This is a genomic window from Occallatibacter sp., from assembly GCF_036502485.1.
Classification (GTDB): Bacteria; Acidobacteriota; Terriglobia; order Terriglobales; family Acidobacteriaceae; genus Telmatobacter.
This window is the reverse complement of the sequence record NZ_DASXYM010000084.1, coordinates 45,982-70,274: the sequence shown is the minus strand read 5'-3', so window position 1 is coordinate 70,274 and position 24,293 is coordinate 45,982. Positions and strand designations below refer to the sequence as shown.

Here is a 24,293-nt window from a genome sequence, read left to right as displayed (position 1 = left end):
ATGTCTTTGTGGTCGCGGGTCTTGAATGCCATGCGTGGTGAGCGCTTGAATCGTGAGATTGAGGAAGAGTTGCAGGCCCACATCGAAGAAGCCATTGCCTCAGGACGCGATCCGAGGGAAGCGCGCCGTTCATTCGGCTCGATGCTTCGGCGCCGCGAGGCGAGCCACAGCATTCGAGCAGCGGGATGGCTTGAGGCGATTCTTGCCGATATACGTTTTGGCTGGCGGCAGCTCGGTCGCAACAAGGTGACGTCCGCCGCCGCGGTGCTGTCGCTCGCTGTCGGCATTGGCTCCTGTGTCGCCGCCTTCCGTCTCATCGACGCCCTGCTCTGGCGCCCGCTGCCCATTTCCAATTCCAGCAACCTCTACGTTCTCTCCCGCAAGATGATCGGGTTGTACGGCAGGCCGGTCGAGGACGGCCACTGGGCAACGCCTGAGTTCAAGCTCATGCACGATGCTGTCAAGGAGCAGGGCGACCTGATCGCCATCAGCGACGCCGACCGGACGGACGTCACCTGGGCCATGGACGGATCGGACGAAGTGGAGAAGGCCCACGTCGCTTATGTCTCCGGCAACCTGTTCCCCGTCTTCGGCCTTGAGCCCGCGCTCGGCCGCCTGCTCACCCCAGCCGATGACCGCGGTCCTGGCGCCGAGCCCTACGCGGTCCTTTCCTGGGATTACTGGAGTCATCGGTTCGGCCGCGATCCCCATGTCCTGGGCGGCTCGGTGCACATCGGTGACCAGGCTTTTGAAATCATCGGCGTCGGCCCGCGCAATTTCAGCGGGACCGAAAAGGGTACGGTCACAGATGTGTTTCTGCCTCTGAGCATGAACAAGTCGGCCAGCCAGGAGAGCATGACCTGGCACCGCGTCTTCCTCATGTTGAAACCCGGAGTTAAGCAGGCCACCGCCATAGAGCCGCTCCGCCAGCATCTCTCCGCAATAAACCACGCCTTCCAGGTCAGCTGTTCCAGTTGCTTCCACGGCGCAACTCAGCGAGACATCGACCGCTTTCTCAATCAGCAGCTTGTCATCTCTTCCGCCGGCGCGGGCGTCTCCGATCTGCAGAAGGACTATCGACGATACCTTGGCATCCTCGGTCTCTTAGCGGCTCTTATCCTGTTCATCGCCTGCCTGAATGTTGCAAACCTGATGACCGCACAGGCCTCGGCGCGAGCTCAGGAAATGGCTCTCCGAATTTCGATCGGCGCAGGCCGCCGTCGTCTCATCCAGCTCATCCTTTCGCAGAGCGCGCTGCTCGCCGTGCTGGCTTCTCTCTTTGGCGCCATGTTTGCCGCCTGGTCGGCGCCGTTTGTGCTCAGCCTCGTCAATCCACCCGACAACCCTGCCCGCCTGGCGCTGCCCGCCGATTGGCGTGTGCTTCTCTTCGGTTTCGGACTCATTGTCCTCGTCGTTCTCCTGTTTGGTTTGCTTCCCGCTCTCCGTGCCTCTGCCGTGCGGCCCGTGGCCGCTCTCAAGGGTGGTGAGGACCCGCACTCGCCGCGGCGGCTGATGCGGGGAGCGATCGCTCTTCAGGTCGCGTTCTGTTTCCTCGTGCTCTTTATGTGTTCGCTGTTCGTCAGGTCGTTCCAGCGCCTGCAGAACCGGCCTCTCGGTTTCTCCACAGACCGTCTCCTGCTGCTCGAAACCGTGGCGGGCAAAGGCCGGCTCCCAGTGGTTTGGAACCAAACCGCCGAGGCGCTGCGCGCGACACCTGGCGTTGACTCGGTTGCCATCTCGGGTTGGCCCCTTGTCGGACGCATCATGATAAATAGTGAAATTTCCATCAACGGCGCCCCGCCCAGTCCGACTCCCGCCTGGTTTTTGAACGTTTCCCCGGAATGGTTCTCGACGATGAAGATCCCGCTAACCTCTGGGCGCGCCTTCCGCCCTCAAGACACCTCGCCGGGAGCCGCCATCGTCAATGAAATCTTCGTGAAGACCTACTTCCCTGGCCAGGACCCGATCGGGCGCACCTTTGAGCGGGGCGCCCATCAACCTCTCAACAAGATCGTCGGCGTCACCGCGGATGTCCCTTACCATGACCTGCGCGAGCCTGACCGCCCCATCTTCTATGTCCCATTCGACGAAACCGACGACAAAACCCTCCCCACGCCCGTTGGCTTCGCCACCTTTACCATTCACACGGACACACAGAACCCGCTGGCCCTTGCCAATTCCCTCCGCCAGATTATCGCGCGGCGCAACAACGGCCTTCGCGTCTCGAACATCACCACGCAACTCGATCTGGTCCGCGACCAAACCATTCGCGAGCGCCTGATAGCCACGCTCGCGCTTTTCTTTGCTGCTGTGGCGCTGCTCCTGGCCGGCATCGGACTCTACGCGGTGCTCAATCACTCCGTGCTCCAGCGCCGCCGCGAGATCGGCATCCGCATGGCGATTGGCTCGCCTCGTTCCGGCATCGTGCGCATTGTCACTCTCGACGTTTTCCTGATGATCGCGATAGGAGGCGGCACGGGCCTGTCGTTCGGATTCGGCGCAGCACGCTTTTTCGGATCGCTTTTATACCAGGTCAAAGCAACCGATGCGGACACAATGGCCTTGCCGGCATGTGCCATTCTGCTGACAACGCTTGTGGCCACACTCCCCGCCGTGCTTCGTGCGCTGCGCACGGATCCCACCGAAATCCTGCGCGCGGAGTGAACGCGACGCCCTGCTAAGTGACGAAGTCAGAGAACGAATTTAAGATAGTTCCTTATGCCCCTTACTGGAATCATCGCTGAGATCGATGCATACCTCTCGAGGTTGCGCGAGGCTCGCCAACTTCTCTTAGCTCCACTGCCCGGTCAACAAAGCCAGGCCTCGCCTCGCACGAACAAGAAGCTCGACCCCGGCGAGAAGGCTCCCGCTCCTGTCGGCACGCCGCCGGTCCCCCCAAGCAAATCTCGACCTGCCCAGCCAATCCGTAAGCGGGGTTCGGAGAAGGCCAGCCTCGAGCCCTTGGCTAAGTCCAACGCCGTCGCTCCAGAGCCAGCTCAAACAGAAAAGCCCACCCTGCCGGCGACTTCCAAAGTTTCTGCGCCTGAGGTCAGTCGGGTTCCGCGATCGCAAGGAGCGCAAAGATTGCCTGTCACGCGAGTTCGTCAGAATGTCACCAGCCGGGCGCTCGGCGCAAAGCCCCATGCACCAAAAGCGGCCGTCGCGCTGGGCGGCGCCACCGGTCCCAAGATTGTCGTTGTGTCGGCCGAGCAAGCCGAACGGGAGCGGGAAAAGGCTGCCCATCCCGTGGTTCGCCGTCCGCGTCCAGCTGGATCTGGCCTGACAGGCAAACTGGCATTTGACGCCCTGTTCAGGAATGATGGCGATTAGTCTGCAACCCCTTGGCAGTCACGGAGCGCGGGGCTTGCTGGGCCTGCTGGTGCCCGCTGGGGGATCTCATATCGGAAGCGGATTGACGCCCATAGGCTCTTCCCATCGATAGTTCACAACCTCGTTGCCCAGGCGCCACGTCTCCGGCGATGTGTTGTAGAGCCAGTCGAGCGGCTCGCAGTTGCCCGGGTTACCGCCCGAAAGCGCAAGCTGCATTGCGGCGCGGAAGGCGGCTTTTTGATCCGGCGTGACCTTGCGCGGGTCGGCGGATACAAACAGGGACGTGCGGCTGCGCGCCACAAGATCGAGAAACTGGCGATCCAGGTTCCAGGGCGTTTTCTCGGTGTGCGCGACACAATCGGGGTCGCAGGCGAAAAACGAGCCGTTCTGCGCCAGGCGGAACGCAAGAGTGTTGACGCCCATGCGGCGCGTGCGTTCCCACTCCCGGCCGGAAGTGTCGTCGCCAATACGCTGCACTTCGAAATATCCAGCGGCGAGATGGCCCATGGTATTGCACCCGATGAGCACAGCATCGCCGGCGGCCTGGCGCAATGTCTGGTAGTGCCGGAGAACGATTTCTGCATTGGTGAGCGTCTGATCATGGAAATGCCATCCCGGTTCAGTGAACTCGGCGCCCATGTCCTTGCCCCATTTTCCGAACAGATCGAAGGTTGAGAAATCGTGTTTAATGAGTTCGAATCCCCACGAACGCACGCCGGCAATGGAGTCATGAACCGATGCAAGATTCTCCGGCAATGTGAGATCGAGTGGCTTTTCCGGAACGTTGGCCGGGCCGGGCCGGAGTCTGCGCGGGTTATCCACGGTGGAAAGCGCTGTTGGCCGAATCCAAACGCCGGGCCGCACCCCCAGCCTCTTCATGTCGCCCGCCAGTCCGGGCATATCGGGAAATGTTTTTGGATTGCCCTGTGTCCAGGGTCCTCCGGGACATACGCCGCCGGGAGTCCACCCTGCGTCGATCACACAATACGGCCGGTTGCGCTGCCCGTCGGCCAGTTCCGCCAGGAAGGCGGCATCGCGGCGCATTGCATCAGCGTCGAAGTTCTCCCCGTACGCGTAATACCAATTGTTGTTTCCGCAAACCGGCCAGGCCGGGAGCCTGGGCTTCGGACAAAGGAGACGGCAAAACCGCGCCAGTCCCGGAGTTTCGCCCTCGCTCGCGTGCAGTGAGATCACCGTGGCAGCGTCGATGTTGCGCTCACCCGGAATCGAAGGACTGCCACCGTTGCGGAAGTCCATCCAGAGAGAGATCCCTTCGCGGTCGACTGTCCAGAAACACAGCGAGGAGGGTTGGGTCTTGACTCCGATCATGGAGGTTCGCCCTGTTGCAGCATGATGCGCGGCAAAATACCAAGGCATGATTCGTTCCGGCTGCAGAAAACGCCACTGAAGATCGCCGTAGCTTCGCTCCCACGCGTCACCGAGGTAAAGCGTGTCCTCTGGAAAGCGCATTTCCCATCGTGCAATCACGCGGGACAGAGGAGCGCCGGGGCATGCGACCCGAATGGCCACACCATCCGGAATCTCCTCGAATCGCACCACCGCCTTGCTTGAGGAGAACTCAGAACCCTCGCGATTGGCGGCGAGGATGACTCCGCTCTCATGTTCGATAAACACCCGTGCAGGCAACCGGGGGTGATCGACCAGGAGTTGCGCTTGCGCATGAGGCAGTTTGCTGGAGGGTGCTGAATAGTTGGATTGGCCCGCGAGGGCCTCGCGCTCCACTGCGGCTCCAGCCAGCAGCGAGCCGGCGCCAATCTGAAGAGAGTTGGCGATAAAAGTCCGCCGGTTGGGAATTAGAGGTCTTTTGCTCATAGAGTCGCCGCTCATTGTCTGCGCACCTTGCCGAGTATAGCTGTCGAAAATACAAAGGCTGCGTGGAGAAGCAATCCCCGCCCTGAACCGCATGAACATATTGCGAAAAGGGGTGGAAACGTTACCATAATGGCATGCTCGACCGTCGGAAGTTCCTCGCCTATGCCTCTGCCGCTGCCGGTGCGGCCGCCATGGAAACAGCCATTCCCGCCGCCGCCCGCGGGAAGCTCGGGGAGCGCGCGGAGAGTATCGCGCCCAACCACCTCCTTCGCTATGTCAATGTCTTTCTTGGAACCGGAGGGCATGGTCACACCTTTCCCGGCGCTACCGTGCCGTTCGGAGCCGTGCAGCTCAGCCCCGATACGGGCATTCGCGATTGGGACTGGTGCTCCGGCTATCATCACGACGATTCGACTTTGATGGGATTTAGTCATACCCACCTGAGCGGCACGGGATGCGGCGACCTTCTCGACCTGCTCCTGGTTCCGCGCACGGGCGAGGTAATCCTGGAGCCGGGAAACGATCCGGAAGCACGCTCAAATCCGCAGGGAACCTACCGTTCGCGTTTCTCGCATCAGGACGAAACCGGGGAGCCTGGCTACTATTCCGTCCTGACGCAGACTTCCGGAGGCGCAAAGATCAAGACGGAGCTCACTGCGACCGAGCGCACCGGTCTTGCCCGCTTTACCTTTCCTGCCGGCGAGCCTGCTTACATCCTGCTTGACTGGCATCACGCGTACGGCGAGAAGAATCCGGTGGAAGCAGCCCAGCTTTCCATCGACGAAACCGGCGTGACCGGCGGCCGCCATGTCTCCGCGTGGACCCCCAAGCGCGAGATTTACTTCGCCACGGAGTTCTCTGTGAAGCCCTCCCGAGTGCAGGTCTACTCAGACGACCAGCCGTTCAGCGGGCGCGGCGTTGAGGGACGCAAGCTGAAGGCGGTCTTTCATTTCGAACCAGGCGCGACGGTACTGGTCAAATCCGGGATTTCCATGGTGAGCGTATCCAATGCTCAGGGCAATCTTCGCGCGGAAATGCCGGGATTCGACTTCGAAGGGACTCGTGTCGCGGCGCGTCGAAAATGGGAGACCGAGCTCTCCCGCATCGGCGTCGAGGATGCGAGCACCGAGCGCAAAACCATCTTTTACTCCAGCCTCTACCACATGATGTGCGCGCCGACCATGGCCGATGACAGTAATGGAGAGTATCGAGGGCTCGATAAGCAGGTTCACCAGCTTGCAGCGGGCGAACATAATTACAGCACCTACTCGTTGTGGGATACCTATCGCGCCCTGCACCCTTCGTTTACGCTGTGGCAGCAGGATCGGGTTGCACCGCTGGTGAACTGCCTGATCCGCATGGCCGAGCAAAGCATGTATGGATTCCCCATATGGCCCCTGCAGGACGGAGAAACCTATTGCATGCCGGGCTACCATGGAGCCAGCGTGATGGCCGAGGCTTGCGCCAAGAAGGTGGCCGGCGTCGACTGGCAACGCGCCTACGCGACCATGCGCAAACGCAACATGGAGGACGACTACATGGGCCTGGCTCTCTATCGGCAGTTGGGCTACATCCCCGCAGACAAAGTCGAGGAGTCCATCGGCAAGCTCGTGGAATATGGGTACTGCGACTGGGCATGTGCCAACGTGGCCCGAGCCACTGGGCATGCGCAGGACGCGGTCATACAGCGCAAGCGCTCACAAAACTATCAGAATGTCTTCGACCGCCAGATCCAGTTCATTCGCCCCAGGCTGAGCAATGGTGAATGGGTGCCCAATTTCGATCCGAGGGCGACGGGGCACATATCGCGCTATCGCGACTACACCGAAGCCAACGCCTGGCAATCCACGTTTTTCGTGCAGCACGATGTGAAGGGCTACATGCAGCTCTTCGGCGGGCGCGAAGCATTCGCAGCGAAGCTCGACGGGCTCTTCACCGCGGAACCTGGGGTTTCGAATGAAAATGTGGCGGACATGACCGGCAACATCGGCCAGTACGTGCACGGCAACGAGCCCAGCCACCATATTGCCTACCTGTATGTGTGGACCGGTGAGGGCTGGAAGACACAGGACCGCGTCCGCGAGATCCTGCTCACGCATTACCGCAACGATTTCGACGGTCTGGACGGAAACGAGGACTGCGGGCAGATGTCGGCCTGGTTTGTCATGAGCGCACTTGGTTTGTACGCAGTCGATCCGGTAAGCGCGACCTACGTTCTGTCGGCGCCGCTGTTCGAGCGCGTGACTGTGCGCCTCGGCAATGGGCAGCAGCTCGTCGTTGAAGCGAAAGGCCAGACGGGGAACCCGACATCGGACAAGTACATCCAGTCCGTCTCACTCAACGGCAAGCCGCACGATCGCTTGTGGATCCGACATGAAGACATTGCTAACGGCGCTCATCTTGTGTTCACACTGGGACCTGATCCGGACAAAGGCTTCGCCAGGGATGAAAAGTTCATGCCGCCGTCATTAACGGCATGACGTCGGAATCAGCGTTCGACGGCCACCCGCCGAATCGTATTGTATTGTTGGATTCCGCGATGGCGCATAGACTTCGTTCAACAGCATCTTGTTGCGTGAAAGTGGGCAGATGAAGAAGGGCTCGCTTCCAACCCTGAGTGAAGTGGCGCGGAAGGCGGGCGTCGGAAATACCACTGTGTCGCGCGTGATTAATGGCGGAGAGCGGGTCAGTCCCGAGACGCTGGCGCGCGTACAAAAGGTGATCGCGGCGCTCGGATACCGGCCTAACCAGGCTGCCCGCGTACTCAAGGGCCACCGCACGCGCACCATTGGCATGATCGTTCCGAGCCTCGCCGATCCCTTTTTCTCGAGCTGCGCTGAAGCTGTGCAGGCGGTGGCCAGGGCAAATGACTCGCTCCTGATTGTTACCGCGACTCAGAACGACCCGCACAAAGATCTTGAGAACATGAAAATGCTGGTCAGTCATCGTGTTGATGGCCTGCTCATTGCTCCTGCCAACTCCAAGAGCGACGCGATCCGTGACCTGGCCGCGCGGATTTCGATCCCGGTAGTTACTCTCGACCGGCCCATCCTCAACTCGACCATTCCTGCTGTCCTCACTGACAACTACCAGGGTGCACGCTGTGCTACTGAGCACCTCATCGAGCATGGCTGCAAGCGAATCGTCTGCCTCACCGGCGAGAGCACGCTGTTCACGATCCAGGAGCGCATGCGCGGCTACCGTGCCGCGGTGGAAGAGGCCGGCTTGACCTGCACCATAAACACGTCGGTCAAAGACTACAAGTCCGCCGAGTATGCCATTGAGAGCCTCCTTGCAAGCGCTCATCAGCCGGACGCGCTGCTGACGTTGAAGAACAGCACCACCATCTTCGCGTTCGAAGTCCTGCAAAAGCTGAACATCCCCGTGCCCCAGCAGCTGGCCCTGATCGGTTTCGATGACTTTGAGCTCGCCACTACGCTGCGTCCAGCCGTCTCGGTGATTCAGCAGCCTGTGGAGGACATTGGAAGAGTGGCTGCGGAGCTTCTCTTCGAAAGGTTTGAGGACGGTGCGCGAGCCGGAACGAAAAGCCGCAGCGGCAAGCGCCCGGTCACCCTCGAGAACTGTCTCGTCCGGCGTAGTTCCTGTGGCTGTCCCGCGCATTCCTGAGCTTTGGCCTGTCGCGCGGACTCAGCCGCGCTTGACTGTACACCTGACCTCTAACGAACGCGCGAGCACGGCGACGAACCATCCATGACAACAGATCTGAAACAGCTGAGAAATCCCGCTGGTTGATGCTGCGGAACGGCTTGATCAGAACACTGAAGCCCGCGTTTTTCTCACCGCCGCTTGACACAAATAAAGAACGGAACCTATATTTCCGAATACTTCATGGAATCGATTCCATTGAATATGGAAACGATTCCACAAATGAAAAAAAGGTATTCCCCCCTTCTTCCCCGCATCACGAAATTGAAATCACGGGCTGTAACGCGTTCCGCCTTGGAGCGAACCTAAGGAGACCCAGTGATACGCTTCAGAATTCTTCAGGAGACCTTTGCGCGAGTCGCGAAGATCCGCCATGCACGCATCATGGCCGGACTCGTACTTGCATGTGCCGCTTTGGCCGCTCCCCCACCTTCCATCGGGCAGGCCAGCGCCGGCATCACCGGAACCATCACCGATCCATCCGGGGCGGTGGTGACGAACGCAAAAATTACCGTCACTGACGTTCAGACGTCCGTATCCAGCCACCTGGTCACAAGCAGCGCCGGAACCTACTCGCTGAGAGGGCTTACGCCCGGCCAGTATCGCGTCGCAGTTGAAGCCGCGGGGTTCAAGAAAGCCATCAAGGATGGCATCACCATCGAGGTCAGCACCACGGCCACCATCGATTTCGCCCTCGCCACAGGCGCGGAAAGTGAGACCGTGCAAGTCGTAGCTGACGACATCGCACTGAACACCACTCAGCCCGAGATGGGCAGTACCATCGAGCCAACTGTCGTTCGGGCTCTTCCCGTCGAGGTGTCCGGGCGTGGCCGACAGGTTGACCAATTACAGTTCAGCGCGCCTGGAACCACGGGGAGCACATTCTCCCACCGCATTAGCGGCGGCGTGGATTTCGAGCAGGAAATCGTCTACAACGGTATCCCCACGCCCCAGCCTGAAACCGAAGGCTACACCACAAACTTCAACCCTCCGTACGAGCTGGTGAAAGAGTTCCGCGTAGAGCGTTCCACCTTCTCCGCGCAGTTTGGCCTCGGGCAGGGTGTGCTCACCTATCAGATGGCGACAGGAACCAACAACTACCATGGCTCGCTGTTCGAGATCAACCGCAACAGCTTCTTTGATTCGGTGGGCTTCTTCAACGGTCCTGCGTGGGGCGGCTCAAACTCCCCGCCGACGGACCACGAGAATAACTACGGATTCAGCGTGGGCGGTCCCATCTGGATTCCAAAGGTCTACAACGGCCGCAATAGGACCTTCGGGTTCTATAGCCAGGAATGGTACAAGCAGAACAGCGAAGACACCGATACCTCGACGGTTCCCACCGCCCTTCAGAAAGCGGGCAACTTCACCGACTTCGTTGATGGCGACACCGGCAAGGTGATCCCTATCTACGACCCGAAGACAGGGAAGCAGTTCGAGTGCGATGGCGTGCTCAACGTCATGTGTCCAGACCGCATCAGTCCCACCTCGCAGGCGTTGTTGCAGTATCTTCCCGATCCTGACCGTCCGGGAAGCGGCGCCGGCGGCCTCGACAGCAACAAGAGCTTCGCTCCATTCATCAATCCGCACATCCAGCATGTCTGGGGCTTCACCGTGGATCACAACCTCACGGAGCGGCAGAGCCTGCACTACAGCCAGTGGCGGAACAGCTTCAGCAACTACAGCTTCGACAATCACCCGTTCGTCATCCAGCCAAACCCACTCAACAGTATGAAATTCGAGCCCGCGCTGGGTAGCGTGTTCCTTCTGAACTACAGCAACGCGATCTCGCCACGACTGGTGACAACAGCGGGTGTCGGTTGGATAGGCGAAGTCAACAACCAATTCAACGAAACCCAGTTCAGCTCGCCAGCCGTCCAGGACGGAACCATTCCTCCGAATATTACTTTCGATGGAGCGCACTCGCCCACAAGCTGGGGCACGAGCGGTGCATGGTTCCGGTCAATCAACCGCAAACTGGGCATTGCGATCGTGAATAACTGGCTCTGGACCAAGGGACGCAACACGTTCAACATCGGTGCCGAGTACAGGCGGTCATACCAGGACGACAACGAAGAACAGACCCAGGGCGGCCACTTCGCCTTCAGTCAGCGCACCACTTCCATTCCCAACACCAACGATCCCAATTTCGGAACATACGGGAGCGCCTTTGCCAGCTTCCTGCTGGGCATTCCAGACTCAGCCAACCGCAGCAACTCGCAGGAGCTGCGGCTCCGCAACCGGGACTTCTCACCCTACATCCAGGATGACATCAAACTCAGCCCGAAGTTCACTCTGAACGTCGGCCTGCGTTGGGACATTCAGGTGCCGTTCACTGAAGAAAACAACCTGATCGTCTTCTTTGATCAGGACCACCCCGGCACATTCCCTGACACCACTATCCCGGGTTCCGCAACCAAGTTCGGCAAATGCGACGGTTGTTCCAATTACACCCGCGCTGATATCGGCTGGAAGCACCTCGGACCGCGTCTCGGATTTGCCTATGAGCTAAACCCAAAGACGGTGCTGCAGGCCGGCTTTGCCGTAGCCTTCCTCAACGGCGGCGCCTATGAGTACGGCACCGCCAAGGTCGCCGTCAACTATGGCAACCTGCTGGTGGGATCGTTCACCCGAAACAGCACGGGCGGTCCGAACTCGTCCTACGGAAGCTGGGATACCAACATCCTGCCCAACCCCGCGCCTACCGCGTTTAACCCGCGTCTCGGTGCTGGAACTCAGATCAACGCATTCAGCAAGAACAACGGCTATGCTCCATACAGCCAGCAGTGGAACGTCAACATCCAGCGCGAAGTAGGCTGGAATACCCTGGTGACCGCTGCCTTTGTTGGAAATCGCGTCATTCACCTGCCTAGCCAGCTGAACAAGATCAATCAAATGGATCCGAAGTACGACGATCTGTACGGAAACGTCATCGACCCGGTCACCAATCAATCCGTTCTCGCGGACACATTCAGCAGCGGCCGGGCCCAGGCCATGGGGTTCACAACTCCGTATGCTGATTTCGTAAATGACTTCGGCGACTCGTCTACCGTCTCGCAGGCTCTCACGCCTTACCCGCAGTACTCGAACATCCTCAACAATTTCGAGGCGAAGGGTACGACGTACTACCAGGCCCTGCAGGTCGAAGCCGACAAGCGCTTCACCAACGGCCTCTCGTTCCTCATGGGCTACACTCTTTCACACCTGATGAGTAACACCAGCAGCGGCTTCTCCACCTTCACGGCCGGGGCAGTCAACAAGTACAACCAGAAACCCGAGTGGACCGTGTCCGAGTCCGACGAACCGCAGACCCTCAAAGCCACTGGCACTTATGAGCTCCCCATTGGTCCCGGAAAGCGCTTCGTCAACAACAAGAAACTGGGAAATGTGGTGGGCGGATGGCAGGTCGGGTGGATCCTGGACTATGAGGCGGGCACTCCGTTGAGTGGCTGCAACAACAGTTCAGTCTGCGAAAACGGCTCGCCCTATCCGAACTCATACAACCGTCCGGACCGTAACCCGGGAGTCAAGCTGAGCACCGCCTCCTACAGCCGGGCGCGCGACTATTTTGTGGGCAAGATCGGGCAGGCGCAAATGTTCGATCCGGGCGGCTTCACCGCTACGCCCACCCAGTACGTCATCGGCAACGCCGTTCGGATCTACTCCGAGCTCCGCAACCCGGCGTACTATAACGAAAACTTGAACGTGCGAAAGCACTTCTACTTCGGTGAGCGCTTCCAGGCCATACTGCAGGTGGACTACTTCAACGCTCTCAACCGAACACAGTTCAATGGTCCGGACGGAAACAGGAGCAATGGCACGTTCGGACAGGTCACCTCGCAGGGATCTAACCTCAGCAATCGACAAGGCCAGGTCAGCCTCCGGCTCGAATTCTGAGTTCGGAGAGCCGACCAGGCACTACATACACCATGTAGGCCTCCTGTAGCGCCGGGTTGCTCAATGCAACCCGGCCATTTTGTTCGAAGGCATACTCTCCCCGGGCGGCTGCAATCGCCGACCCACTATAATCACCAGCCATGAAGAAGTCGTGTCTGCACCATCGAATCGTCCGCGGAGTGCTGGCGTGCATGCTCGCGTCCATGTTCTCGGGCATCGTGCTTGCGCAGGGCGAAAATGAAGTTACGCCCGAGGTGCAGGGCCTTTACGAACAGGCCCGGGCGGCGCGCAAAAATGGAGATGACGCCACCGCGATTGAGAAGTACAGGCAGATCCTCAAACTCGCGCCCCACCTTGCTGCTGCCTATAACAATCTGGGCATGATCTACTTCGACGAGCATCAGTACGAGCAAACCATCAAAGTACTGGAGGTGGCCCTGCAATTGAATCCGAAGATTCCCGGCTCGGCGGCCATGCTCGGCATGAGTTACTTTCAGTTAGGGCAGAACGACAAGGCGCGTCCCCTGCTTGAGTCGGCTCTGCGCGCTAACCCCAAAGACGATCAGGCAGACAGAGTGTTGATCAAAGTGCTGCTGAACGCGGGAAAAACCTCGGAAGCGACTGCCCGCCTGAAGAGCTTCCTCGAGCGCAATCCCAAGGACCAGGAAGCCTGGTACTTGCTGGGGAAAACGTACCTGCAGCTATCGGAAGACGCCCTGGGCAAGATCAATGAGATTGATCCTGATTCCGTGGTCGCGCACGAGATTGCCGGCGAAATCGACCAGAGCATGCACAATTATGATCTTGCCCTGGTCGAATACAAAAAGGCAGTCGACAAAGCCCCCCGGCAGCCCGGTACTCACATGCATGTAGCGGATGCTTACTGGAACATCGGCAAGTGGACCACCGCCGAAGCGGAGTTCCGCGAAGAGCTCCAGAACGATCCCAACAACTGCATCGCGCGCTGGAAACTAGCCAATTCAATGCTTGAGGCCAACGAGTCGGGCGATGCGGCTGTGGCTGAATTGAATAGGTCGATCGATCGTTGTCCCGGCCTCATGCAGGCCCGCGTCGATCGAGCCCGAGCCTTGGTCCGTCTCGGGAAACATGCCGATGCGCTGCCAGATCTCATGCTGGCGCTAAAAGACTCGCCGGGCGAGCCCAGCATCCACTATCTGCTTGCCGCGGTATACCGTTCCCAGGGCAAGCGCGAGGAAGCTCAGGCTGAACTGGAAACTTATAGCAAACTACAAAAAGAAGCCAGCGCCAAAGTTGCCACCCAGGCGCAGGACGTAACAAACCTCAAGAACACCCCGAACTGATCCGGAGAGCTGTCGTGCATCTGAGTAAAGGATCTTTTGCGCTGATTTTTGCCGCCTTAGCCTGTGTCGCCGGCAAGGCAGCGGGGCAAAGCGATCCACTTGCGGATGCACGGGGTGCGCTGAAGGCCAATCGCGTCGCGGAGGCAGAGTCAATCCTCCACAACTACCTGGCAGCCAATGGACAGTCGGCAGATGCGCATTTTCTCCTGGGCTACGTGCTGTTCCGGGAGCAGAAGCCGGAAGAATCTCTGAATGAATTCACCGCCGGCGCGAAATACCGCCGCCCTAAAGCCGACGAGTTCAAGGTAATCGCCTCCGACTATGTGATGTTGGGCGGCTACAGCGATGCCGAGAGATGGTTTTCTGAAGTCGTTAAGGAAAAGCCTGACGACAGCGAATCCTGGTATCTACTCGGTCGCGCGCGGTACAGCGAGAGCAATTTTCAGCAAGCCATCGCGGCTTTCGATCGCGCTCTGGTTTTACGCCCCGAATATGTCGAAGCTGAAAACAATCTCGGACTTGCATGGCAGGAACTGGGAGATCGAATCAAAGCACAGGAAGCATTTGAGACCGCGGTACGCTGGCAAGGCGATCAGCCTGCGGATGCGCAGCCTTTCCTTAATCTCGGAGCCCTCCTGACTGAGGCAGGCCAAGACGGTCAGGCGCTGACATACCTGAGCAAGGCTGTTGCGCTTGCGCCTGAGAATCCGAGCGTACATGAGCAGCTTGCCAAAACCTATACCAGGATGGAAAAGCTGCCGCAGGCGGAGACGGAACTGGAAACCGCTGTTGCGCTTGCGCCCTCTGTTTCTCCGCTCCACTTTCAGCTCGCGCAGCTTTATCGCAAGATGGGCAAAACAGACCGAGCCAATCAGGAGTTCGCCATTTGCAAACAACTCAGCACAACCCAATCCTCTGGCAAAACGCCGAACCCTTTCGCACTGCATGACCCGGCCTCAAAGCCCTGAGATACTAGGCCGCTGATACGTCCCGGAGTTCGCAAACGATGTGGCGCCGCTTCGCTCCACCGCCAGCATCCCTCAGCGAAAACGAATGGGCGATTTTCCGCGAGCTGACCGCTAGTTTATCGGAGCCAGGGATGACAACCACTCCAGAATCTGCGTGGGTGTCACGGGTTTGTTTTGTCTGGAGAGTGGACGCGCCTGGCGGAGGGCTGCATCAAGCAGGGCCGGAGCACTGTCGTCGCCCGACATCAGCATGACAGCGCAGGTCGGATGGTTTTCAGCGAAGTAGGAGGCTAGTTCGATCCCATTCATCTCAGGCATGAAAACATCCGAGATGACTGTGTCCGGCGTGAGGTCGTGAGCAGCAGCCATCGCTCCCGCCGCGCTGTACACTGCTTTGGCACTGTAGCCCTGCGTGCACAGGATTGCTGTGAGGCTGTCCGCGATCACCCTCTCATCGTCCACTACAAGGATGCGCCGACCTTCAGTGGTACTCATCATGGCATTTCCAACCTGACGAATTATTGCGGAAGGCCGACGGCATCACTATAGCCCGGACGAGAAGAGCGCCTACAACTTTCGTCAGTCATCCCACCATGCTGTGGAGCGTTGTCTGCACCGGGAATGCCCGGATGAGTCTCACGCGACTTCCCAAGACTCCAGGTTGATCGCAAACCGAAATCCGGCGCCCTTTAGACGCCCAATGGGCTCGGTGTTCTCTCGCTGCATCGATGGTCAGACTCAGCGCCCGATCGAAGCCGGAGGCTGACTTGCTAATTGGTCGCCTGCGCCGCCGGGCTCAGGACAATCTGCTGCTGGTCAGCCGCCACCACTTTTTGATAGAAATCGCGCAACGAGCCGTAATCCTTGGCATCGAGCATGGTGAAGCTGCGGGCCAGAACGCGGGTGTTTGCCACCGCAGAGCCCTCTGCCTTGGCCTTCATCTCGAACGCCGCGCCATCCTGGAATTTCACCATGGACTCTTCGGGCTTGCCCTCCACAACGAAGCCGGAAGGCAGAACGTAGGTCACATGGTCTTGCTCCTGGGCGGGGTAATGGACGTCAATAGGGCTCAGGCGCGCATCCTCAGACGGGTAGGGGTTCGTTTCGCGGGTGCGGAAGAAGTTCCGTGGCAGCACTAGGTGCCCTCCAGCCTGGGTAGCCAGATTGCCGGAGACGGGCACGATGGCCAACAGTTGCTTGCTCGAGTCTTCAAGGTTGACCACGTGATCCACCCTGGCCTCGACGCCCGCTGGTACTTGGGCGGCAAGCATGTGGTCGAGCTGTTCTTTGGTAGCATCCGGGCCGTTCCTGAGGGCGATCTGGCGTAGTCGCAGTGCTTCCTGGCCGAGGAACGCCACCTTCAGCGTGCCGGAAACGATCCCCTTGGGTGAAACGTTCAGGCTGCCCACGCGGATGACGGCATTGTCGGTGACTTTCTGTTCGGGGGTGATGACAGTCTCGACCTTTCCGCCGTTCAGCTCAAGGCCGGCCGCCGCAGCATGCGCCCAGTGAAGCGTGCTGAAGGGAGCCATGCGTGCGCCGGGGTCGAGGGTGACGTCTTTGCCGTCGATGTTGAGAGCGATCAGCACCGTATCAAGCTGACCAGGATCGCGGAACTGCGGTGAAAAGATGCGTTGGCTCCGGCTGGCGATGCGCTGGGGGTGGGCATTGAGGCCGGCAATGCGAGCCATGGCGAGATACAGGTATGCGATCTGATTGCTGGAGCCCTTCTTGTCCAGCAACACCTCCTCCACGCTGCCGGCGGGAATCCATGCGCTATCGATGCCGGGCTCGCCGTCAAGGCTGAAGTCGATGTTTTCGATCTTCTCGGTGAGAGCGTAGAGCTTCTTCGCTTTCTCGATGTCGGTGGCGGCCCCGGACAGGGTTTCCTTCACCGTACTCTTGAGGAGGTTGGTGGGTTCGATGTACTGGTTGACCTTCTTATTCCAGAAGGTCATGTCCTTGCGCCAGAACTCTTTTTCGTCCGGAGTGGCGAGGTAATAGAAAGCGAGGCGGTAGGTCCGTCCCTCGAGCGGCGGGCTGAACGGCTCCATGGGCGCCGGCGGCACATCGTTCACATCAAGCGAGTAGATACCGGAAGCCTCGGATTTGAGCACGGCCGTGGCTGGCAGAATGGCGGCATCGCGGAGATCGGTCATGATCTCCTGGTGATAGTCCAGCAGACCGCTGTCCTGGGTTCCCGCAGTTCCCAGCTTGTTGCGGAACGGGGAGAACTGCTCGTCAGGTGTAAACGTGAAGTGCGCGTGATGCGTGAAGTACTCTTTCTGCACTTGCCAGTCAGGCGCCTCGGCGAAGCGGTCATAGCGAATCTGGTAGCGATATTCGAGGATGCTGCCCACTTCCACGCTGGGCAGCGTGAAGATGACCTCATTCGTCTGATTCCTCCCACGCTTGACCTTGAGCAGGTCGGCGGGGGTTCCGGTGAGGGGGACGACAGTTCCATCGGGGTGGATGGTGCGGCCCTCAATGGCCGCGATGTCGGTCTTCACGGTAAAGGAATCCACGTCATTGGGGCGGTCCTCGCCGGAGTGAGTGACGTCCGGGGCGTCCCAGTGATTGGAAGCGGGGCCCATGCGGCTGGAGTTGTCGCCCGAGGCGTGGAAGACGAAGTTCTTTTGATAGGGAACGTGGACCGTGGCGGCTTCCTTGCCTCCTTCCGTCAGGACCTTGATGCGGGCGTAAACGGTCGCGAAGTGATGCGGGTCGTCCGTCGTTTCCACGCGGTCGAGATAAACGGCGTCCGCCCCGGGAGCCCGGGGGTCCGAGGTCATCTTCAGCTCTTCCGGGCTCGGGGGCGCAAACTGTGCGTGGGCGGTGACGATAAGCGAGGTTCCGGCCAAAACGAGGCCGAACCATGCGGCTGGATGAAGGCGCATTGGAATATCTCCCGGGATCAATCCTGAGCAGGCTCTACATAAGGTACGTTCGATGAGCCTGTCTGAGTTTCAACGCTGAAAAATCAATTCTACGGTTACTTGCGGCTTTAGCACAGTGGGCCCGATACCAATCACTGAGTGAGACTGTGGTTGGCGCGCGCAGTTAGTCCATTGTTTGCAGGAACTTCGCGTGGAGTGCGGTAGCTCACAGCGGATGAGCTGCGACGTCCAGTATGCTCCCTCGCGAATGTGACCGATATCACCAGCAGCAGGTCGCAAGGGTCGGCCTGCCTGTTTTGCCGACGTTTGTCCGGCAGTGCCAGTGTGAAATCGGAAGGAGAGCCAGTGAAGCCAGTTGCAGGCCCGCTTGTTTTGGCCGGAGTGGTAATGTCCTGCTCAGCCCTGCTTTTGTGCAGAGCAGGTCCGACGCTGACGGTTCGAGCGGCAGAAAATGCGAATGTGCCTGCCGCCCTGGCCATCGACTATCCGCTGAATGGGTCGGTGTTTCCGCCCGAGATGACCCCACCGACGTTTCTCTGGCATGATCCGGCGGATCTGGCGAAAAAATGGGTAATTGCCATCTCGTTTGGAAACAGCAAACCCGCAATGCAAATCGAATGCGCGGGCGCGCTGTTAAGGGTGGGTGAGATCGACCCCAAGGCGGGTCCGGGGATTCAGCTGATCCCCGAACAGGCCGGCACGCGGACATGGAAGCCAGACGCGGCCACATGGGCGAAGATCAAGCGGCTAAGCACACACCTGCCCGCGCGGGTGACAATCGAAGGCGTCGACGAACAGGGCAGCGTAGTTTCTTCAGGGCACGTGGCGATTTCCACCTCGACCGATCCGGTGGGCGCACCGGTGTTTTACCGTGACGTCCCGCTGATGCTGCCTTCGCCGGATCAGAAGGGGCCCATTACACCCCTGCCGCAGGAGGCGCTGCCGCTGATCAAATGGCGTATTCGCAACATCGCCGAGCCTGAAAGCAAGGTGGTGATGGAGAACCTGCCCACCTGCGCCAACTGCCACTCCTTTTCTCGCGACGGGAAGACCTTCGGGCTCGACATGGACGGGCCACGCAACGACAAGGGCCTGTATGCCCTGCTGCCAGTGTCGCGGCAGATGACGATTACGAATCGCGACATGATCCACTGGAGTTCATTCCAGTTAAATGATGAAGCCCGGGCAGGCGATGCCGCCGTGAAGCGGTTTGGGTTCATGTCGCAGGTGTCGCCGGATGGCCGCTACGTGGTCACGTCCATTGGCCCTCCCAACAACGCCAACCGCAACGGGGACAAAACGCCAGGCTTCGCGGCGGGCATTCTCGATCGGCTCTTCAGCACCAATTACAACAGCATTGCGTTTAGCCAGGTCTTTTACCCGACAAAAGGGATCCTCGCCTGGTACGACAGGAAGGCCGGCGCTATGAAGCCGCTGCCGGGCGCCGATGATCCCCGCTACGTCCACACCAGCGCCTTCTGGTCCCCTGACGGCAAATGGCTGATCTTCAGCCGTGCGCTCGCTCGCGAGCCTTATCCGCCCGGTGTACCCAGGCCCATGTACGCCAACGATCCGAATGAGACGCAGATTCAGTACGACTTGTACAAGATTCCTTTCAATGAAGGACGGGGAGGCGAGGCGGTTCCCCTGGAAGGGGCTTCGCAAAACGGCATGAGCAACAATTTTCCCAAGGTGTCTCCCGACGGCAAGTGGATCATCTTCGTCAAATGCAAAAACGGGTTGCTGATGCGCCCGGACAGTATGCTCTACATCGTGCCGTTCACCGGTGGCGCGGCGAGGCCTCTTCACGCCAATACGAAGCTTATGAATTCCTGGCATTCATTCTCGCCCAATGGCAGGTGGCTTGCCTTCTCATCAAAGGGCCGCGGGCCGTACACGCAGCTGATGCTCACCCACATTGACCGGGACGGCAATGACACGCCGGCCGTGATGGTCGAAAACACCACGGCGGCCAATCGTGCGGTGAACATCCCGGAGTTCCTCAACATGGCGGAGGGCCAGGAGATCGCCAAGATCGATCCCCAGGCGACGGAGTTTTACAGCCTTTTCGATCAGGCGTTCAAGCTGATGCAGGCCGGGAGTCTGCCCGCGGCCATCACCACCATCCGGCAGGCTATCGACCGTGACCCCCAGGACGCGCTGGCGCATTATGTGCTGGCAACGGCGCTGAGCGGCAACGAACAGGAGGCGGATGCGCTTACGGAGTATCGCAAAGCCGTGGAACTGGAGCCGAAAAGCGGTACCTATCGAGACCACCTGGCCATTTCCATGGACCTGAATGGGGATGCGGCCGGCGCGGTTGAGGAGCTTCACAGAGCCATCGAGCTCGATCCCGCATCCGCGGAGTTCCACTTCAACCTGGGAGTAATGCTGGAGTCGCGCGGCGATTACCAGGCAGCCATCGGGCCGCTCATGGATTCTGCCCGCTATAGCCGCGGCAAAAACTGGCGCTGCTTTGCGGAACTGGCAAAGGCGTACACCAGGATCGGCTACCGCGAACAAGCTGTACAGGCGCTGGAGCAGGCCATTTCCCTTGCCGAGCAGGCCCGGGAAGAACAGGCCGTGCGGGAGCTGCGGATGGCGCTCGATGCCCTGCAGCGGGACAGCACCAAAGGGGCACAGTAGAAGCTCCCTGCAGCACTGGCATTCGTGTATCCTTCAACCGGAGAAGTTACACATGCGTAGCCTGCGTAGTCCCGGCATGGGATGCCTGCTGTTATGTGCCTTTCTGGGATTCGCGGGACCCGCCCATGCGGCTTGCAATGGACCTCAGGACCTGGTGGCGAAGATGCACGCCCGCGCAACAGTTGAAAACTCCGCCGTGCTGGGCAGCTGGTATGCCAGCCATGAGCAGTACCCGTGCGCGCGCGAGACGTTTCAAGCGGGGCTGAAGGCCGATCCCGGGTCGGCGCAGCTGCACTACCTGCTGGGGCTCTCGATGGTGGCAGCCGGGCACCCCGAGCAGGCCCTGCCGGAGATCCGGAAGTCTGCCGAACTTGACCCCCATGCCCTCAAGCCACACATGCTGCTGGCCACGATTTACGACCAGATGGGGAACACGGACAAGGCGGAGAGCGAGTGGCGACGCGCCCTCGCCATCGATCCCAAAGCAGAGCCGGCTTTAGACGGGCTTACCGCCCTTTTGATGAAGCGGCGAGACTATGCCGACGTGATCCAGTTGCTGGAGAACGCCCCGCGAACCGAAAAGCTATCCATTGCGCTGGCGCGAGCCTTCGGGCTGCTGAACGACGCCGATGCCGCCGAGAAGGTGCTGAACCAGGCTCTGGCGGAGCACCCCGGCTCCATGTCTCTGCAGCAGGCAATGCTGGTTGTGCTGGTGAAGCAGAGAAATTATGAGGTTGCCATTCGCCTCGCCAGGTCCCTGGCAGAGGCTCACCCCGGTGACACAGACGCAGAGCTCGACTATTTCCGCCTGCTGGTACTGCGCAATCACGTCGACGAAGCCGCCCCCCTGGGCGCAAAGCTGCTCGAAGCGCGGCCAAAGGACCCTGAGATTCTCTTTCTCAACGGGCTGGTGAAACGCAGCACAGGCGACTACGCCCAAGCCAAGGCGCTCCTTGAGCAGGCGGTCGCCCTGCAGCCGGACTTCAATCACTCGCGCTACGAATTGGGGAACACGCTGCTGCTGCTCAAGGAGTGGCCGGAGGCCAGGCAGCAGCTCGAAAAAGCTATTGAGCTGGGAACCAACGATCCTGAGGTGCACTTTGCGTTGGCCAAGGCCCTTCGGGGTATGGGGGATGCCCAAGCCGCCGCCGCGGAAACCAGGAAGTATCAGCAAATGAAAAAGGACGACGAGGACCGTCTGGAGGCAGCGGAGTCCATCGCCCAGGGCGACGCGGCTCTTAATAGCGGCGACAGCAGCAAAGCGATCTCTCTTTATAAGGAAGCTCTGGAGCAGCAGCCCGCCAATCCCAACTACCACTTCAAAATGGCAATCGCCTTGGACCACGCCAGCGACTCTGCCGGCGCCCGGCAGGAGCTCGAGAAGGCGATCGGTCTGAACCCCTCGCTGCCCGGTCCGCACAACGCTCTGGGATCTCTGCTGAGCCGTTCGGGCGATCCGGAGGGTGCCGTCAACCAGTACCGGGCCGCGGTTACCGCGGCCCCGGGCTGGCCAGAGGCCTGGATCAGCCTGGCCGCCGAGCTGGCCGTCACACGACAGTTCAGCCAGGCCAGGCAGGCCGTAGCCAAAGCCCTGGAGCTTGAGCCGCAGAATCAAGAGGCACGCGAGCTGCAGGACCAGTTGGCGCGCGATCCCGCGGCGCAAAAGGACCATCCCTGAACGCTGCCGGTCGGCCTTCCCATTGCCTGCCGAATTGCCAGAGTGTGAGAATGAGACCCTAAGCCCCGATGAAGAAATCCACTCTCTTTGCCCCATGGACCCGGCGCAAGCTGCTGCGCGCCGCACCGCTGCTGTGTGCGTCGACGGCCTTGGCCCGGCTCTCAGCACAGGCCAAGCCTGCCGTAACGAAGTCGTCCGCCAGTCCTGCCCCGCCTGAAGCCCGGCCATTTTCCACCTTCACTGACGTTGCCAAGCAGGCAGGGCTGACCGCCACCATGTACTACGGGGCGCCTGAGTCCGTGACCTACATCATCGAGGAGATGGGCGGGGGCTGCGCGTTCCTTGACTACGACAACGACGGCTGGATGGACATCTTCATCGTGGGCGGCCGCACCCTTGACGGCATTCCCCAGGGCGCATCCAACCGGCTCTACAAGAACAACCGCGACGGCACCTTCAAGGACGTTACCAGGGAGGCCGGACTATGGGATGCGGGCTGGGGTGTCGGCGTGTGCGTCGGCGACTATAACAACGACGGCCACGAAGATCTGTTCATCACCTATTACGGCCAGAACAAGCTCTATTGCAATAACGGCAACGGCACCTTCACAGACGTAACGGAAAAGGCCGGCCTGAAGCACGAAGGCGTTCGCTTCGGCTCCGGCTGCACATGGGTGGATTACAACCGGGATGGCCTGCTGGACTTGTTCGTGTCGAACTATGTGGATATCGACATGGCCCATGCAGCCAGGCCGTCCATGGACATTCTCAACTGCAATTACGAAGGCGTACCGGTGGCCTGCGGACCGAAGGGATTGAAGGCCCCCTTCCACGCCCTCTATCGGAACAACGGGGACGGGACCTTCAGGGATGTCTCCAAAGAGTCTGGCATCTCCGCCATTCGCGGCTCCTATGGACTGACCGCCATCACTTTCGACGCCGACGACGATGGCTGGCCCGATATCTTCGTCGCCTGCGACACCACCCCCAGCCTCCTGTTGCTGAACAACCACGATGGTACCTTCCGCGAAGACGGCCTCCTGCGGGGCGTCGCCATCAGCCCCGAAGGCAATGCCCAGGCCGGCATGGGGGTCGCGATCGGTGACTATGATCTTGACGGCCGTCTCGACATCGCCAAAACCCACTTCCAGCTCCAAGCCAGCGGGCTGTATCACAACCTGGGCAAAGGCGAGTTTGAGGACGTGGCGCATGAGACCGGCATCTCCGGCGAGCGCCGCTACGTGAGCTGGGGCATCGGCATGCCGGACCTCGACAACGATGGCTACCCGGATCTCTTCTGGGTGGCCGGCAATATCTATGCCGAACTTGAAAAGGTGAATCCTCGCTTCAGCTATACGTGCCCGCGCATCCTGTTCCGGAACCGCGGCAATGGAACCTTCGAGCAGATCACGAACGGCGCGGGGACCGGCCTGAATGCCCGCCACGTGAGCCGTGGCTGCGCCTTTGGCGACTTCGACAACGACGGCGATCTCGACATCGTGATCATGAACCAGCACGAGCCGCCAACCCTGCTGCGCAACGATTGCCCCAAAGAAAACCAGTGGATCAAAGTGCGCCTGGAAGGATCCAAAAGCAATCGCAGTGCCATCGGCGCCCAGGTCCTGCTGCACTACGGCGGCAAAATCCAGGCGCAGGCCGTCACCAGTCAGGCCAGCTACGTCTCCTCCAATGACCCTCGCCTGCACTTCGGCCTGGGGTCCCAGAAAACAGCCGACATCGAAGTGCGCTGGCCGTCCGGCGCGATTGAAAAGTATCCCGGACAGGCCGCCAACCGGCTGGTGACAATTCTCGAAGGAAAAGGGATTGTTCCTGGCCGGCCGTTCGCCGCTTCTTGAGGCCGGGAACGGCTCGCGGAAACCTCTCACCAAAGTAACCGCGCAGCCTGGAATGGGAACATTTTCAACGTTACTTAGAGGCTATCGATAACCCTTCGGAGTCAGGTCCTATCCGGTTGTAAGTCATGACGTTATGGCTAAATCATCAGATGCGGCGAGGAACTTGGATCTGCCGCACTCGAAAGATTCGAGCGAAACCG

At 59.9% G+C, this 24,293-nt stretch carries 13 protein-coding genes; 10 read left to right on the top strand and 3 right to left on the bottom strand.

Going from position 1 to position 24,293, the window contains the following annotated elements:
• Both VGL22_RS12115 and VGL22_RS12110 read left to right on the top strand, forming a co-directional pair.
• Complete coding sequence (locus tag VGL22_RS12115; RefSeq protein ID WP_465267188.1) at window positions 1-2,664, top strand: ADOP family duplicated permease; 2,664 nt, start codon at window positions 1-3, stop codon at window positions 2,662-2,664.
• A gap of 420 nt (window positions 2,665-3,084) precedes the next feature.
• Window positions 3,085-3,330 carry a hypothetical protein gene (locus VGL22_RS12110; RefSeq protein WP_465267187.1) on the top strand — a complete coding sequence of 82 codons (246 nt, stop codon included), beginning with the start codon at window positions 3,085-3,087 and terminating at the stop codon, window positions 3,328-3,330.
• 66 nt (window positions 3,331-3,396) lie between these two features.
• On the opposite strand, the gene VGL22_RS12105 is transcribed toward VGL22_RS12110, so the two are convergent.
• Window positions 3,397-5,163 carry an alpha-amylase family protein gene (locus VGL22_RS12105; protein ID WP_465267186.1) on the bottom strand — a complete coding sequence of 589 codons (1,767 nt, stop codon included), beginning with the start codon at window positions 5,161-5,163 and terminating at the stop codon, window positions 3,397-3,399.
• 134 nt (window positions 5,164-5,297) lie between these two features.
• Here VGL22_RS12105 and VGL22_RS12100 point away from each other — a divergent pair, with 134 nt between their 5' ends.
• From VGL22_RS12100 to VGL22_RS12080, 5 genes are all read left to right on the top strand, one after another.
• On the top strand, window positions 5,298-7,643 hold the full coding sequence (locus tag VGL22_RS12100) for a GH92 family glycosyl hydrolase (protein ID WP_465267185.1): 2,346 nt from the start codon (window positions 5,298-5,300) through the stop codon (window positions 7,641-7,643).
• A 109-nt stretch (window positions 7,644-7,752) separates the two neighbouring features.
• On the top strand, window positions 7,753-8,790 hold the full coding sequence (locus VGL22_RS12095; protein WP_465267184.1) for a LacI family DNA-binding transcriptional regulator: 1,038 nt from the start codon (window positions 7,753-7,755) through the stop codon (window positions 8,788-8,790).
• A 357-nt stretch (window positions 8,791-9,147) separates the two neighbouring features.
• Complete coding sequence (locus VGL22_RS12090) at window positions 9,148-12,726, top strand: TonB-dependent receptor (protein ID WP_465267183.1); 3,579 nt, start codon at window positions 9,148-9,150, stop codon at window positions 12,724-12,726.
• A gap of 140 nt (window positions 12,727-12,866) precedes the next feature.
• Window positions 12,867-14,048: a tetratricopeptide repeat protein gene (locus tag VGL22_RS12085; protein ID WP_465267182.1), complete on the top strand. Its 1,182-nt coding sequence runs from the start codon at window positions 12,867-12,869 to the stop codon at window positions 14,046-14,048.
• Between the two features lie 14 nt (window positions 14,049-14,062).
• Window positions 14,063-15,016: a tetratricopeptide repeat protein gene (locus VGL22_RS12080; RefSeq protein WP_465267181.1), complete on the top strand. Its 954-nt coding sequence runs from the start codon at window positions 14,063-14,065 to the stop codon at window positions 15,014-15,016.
• A gap of 111 nt (window positions 15,017-15,127) precedes the next feature.
• Here the strand turns inward: VGL22_RS12080 and VGL22_RS12075 are convergent, their stop codons facing one another.
• Together VGL22_RS12075 and VGL22_RS12070 are read right to left on the bottom strand one after the other, a co-directional pair.
• A complete protein-coding gene (locus VGL22_RS12075) occupies window positions 15,128-15,514 on the bottom strand; it encodes a response regulator (protein ID WP_465267180.1) in 387 nt (128 codons plus the stop codon).
• A 272-nt stretch (window positions 15,515-15,786) separates the two neighbouring features.
• Complete coding sequence (locus VGL22_RS12070; RefSeq protein WP_465267179.1) at window positions 15,787-17,913, bottom strand: DUF3857 domain-containing protein; 2,127 nt, start codon at window positions 17,911-17,913, stop codon at window positions 15,787-15,789.
• 459 nt (window positions 17,914-18,372) lie between these two features.
• Here VGL22_RS12070 and VGL22_RS12065 point away from each other — a divergent pair, with 459 nt between their 5' ends.
• From VGL22_RS12065 to VGL22_RS12055, 3 genes are all read left to right on the top strand, one after another.
• The gene (locus VGL22_RS12065) at window positions 18,373-20,559 is read left to right on the top strand and encodes a tetratricopeptide repeat protein (protein ID WP_465267178.1); all 2,187 of its coding nucleotides are present in this window, start codon (window positions 18,373-18,375) and stop codon (window positions 20,557-20,559) included.
• A gap of 52 nt (window positions 20,560-20,611) precedes the next feature.
• Complete coding sequence (locus VGL22_RS12060; protein WP_465267177.1) at window positions 20,612-22,237, top strand: tetratricopeptide repeat protein; 1,626 nt, start codon at window positions 20,612-20,614, stop codon at window positions 22,235-22,237.
• 68 nt (window positions 22,238-22,305) lie between these two features.
• The gene (locus VGL22_RS12055; protein WP_465267176.1) at window positions 22,306-24,093 is read left to right on the top strand and encodes a CRTAC1 family protein; all 1,788 of its coding nucleotides are present in this window, start codon (window positions 22,306-22,308) and stop codon (window positions 24,091-24,093) included.
• Window positions 24,094-24,293: the final 200 nt, after the last annotated feature.

What these genes read in the sequence shown, in the direction of transcription:
- VGL22_RS12085 (WP_465267182.1), top strand. Translation starts at nt 12,867, where the DNA reads ATGAAGAAGTCGTGTCTGCACCATCGAATCGTCCGCGGAGTGCTGGCG.
- VGL22_RS12115 (WP_465267188.1), top strand. Translation starts at nt 1, where the DNA reads ATGTCTTTGTGGTCGCGGGTCTTGAATGCCATGCGTGGTGAGCGCTTG.
- VGL22_RS12075 (WP_465267180.1), bottom strand. Translation starts at nt 15,514, where the DNA reads ATGATGAGTACCACTGAAGGTCGGCGCATCCTTGTAGTGGACGATGAG.
- VGL22_RS12070 (WP_465267179.1), bottom strand. Translation starts at nt 17,913, where the DNA reads ATGCGCCTTCATCCAGCCGCATGGTTCGGCCTCGTTTTGGCCGGAACC.
- VGL22_RS12055 (WP_465267176.1), top strand. Translation starts at nt 22,306, where the DNA reads ATGAAGAAATCCACTCTCTTTGCCCCATGGACCCGGCGCAAGCTGCTG.
- VGL22_RS12105 (WP_465267186.1), bottom strand. Translation starts at nt 5,163, where the DNA reads ATGAGCAAAAGACCTCTAATTCCCAACCGGCGGACTTTTATCGCCAAC.
- VGL22_RS12095 (WP_465267184.1), top strand. Translation starts at nt 7,753, where the DNA reads ATGAAGAAGGGCTCGCTTCCAACCCTGAGTGAAGTGGCGCGGAAGGCG.
- VGL22_RS12100 (WP_465267185.1), top strand. Translation starts at nt 5,298, where the DNA reads ATGCTCGACCGTCGGAAGTTCCTCGCCTATGCCTCTGCCGCTGCCGGT.
- VGL22_RS12060 (WP_465267177.1), top strand. Translation starts at nt 20,612, where the DNA reads ATGCGTAGCCTGCGTAGTCCCGGCATGGGATGCCTGCTGTTATGTGCC.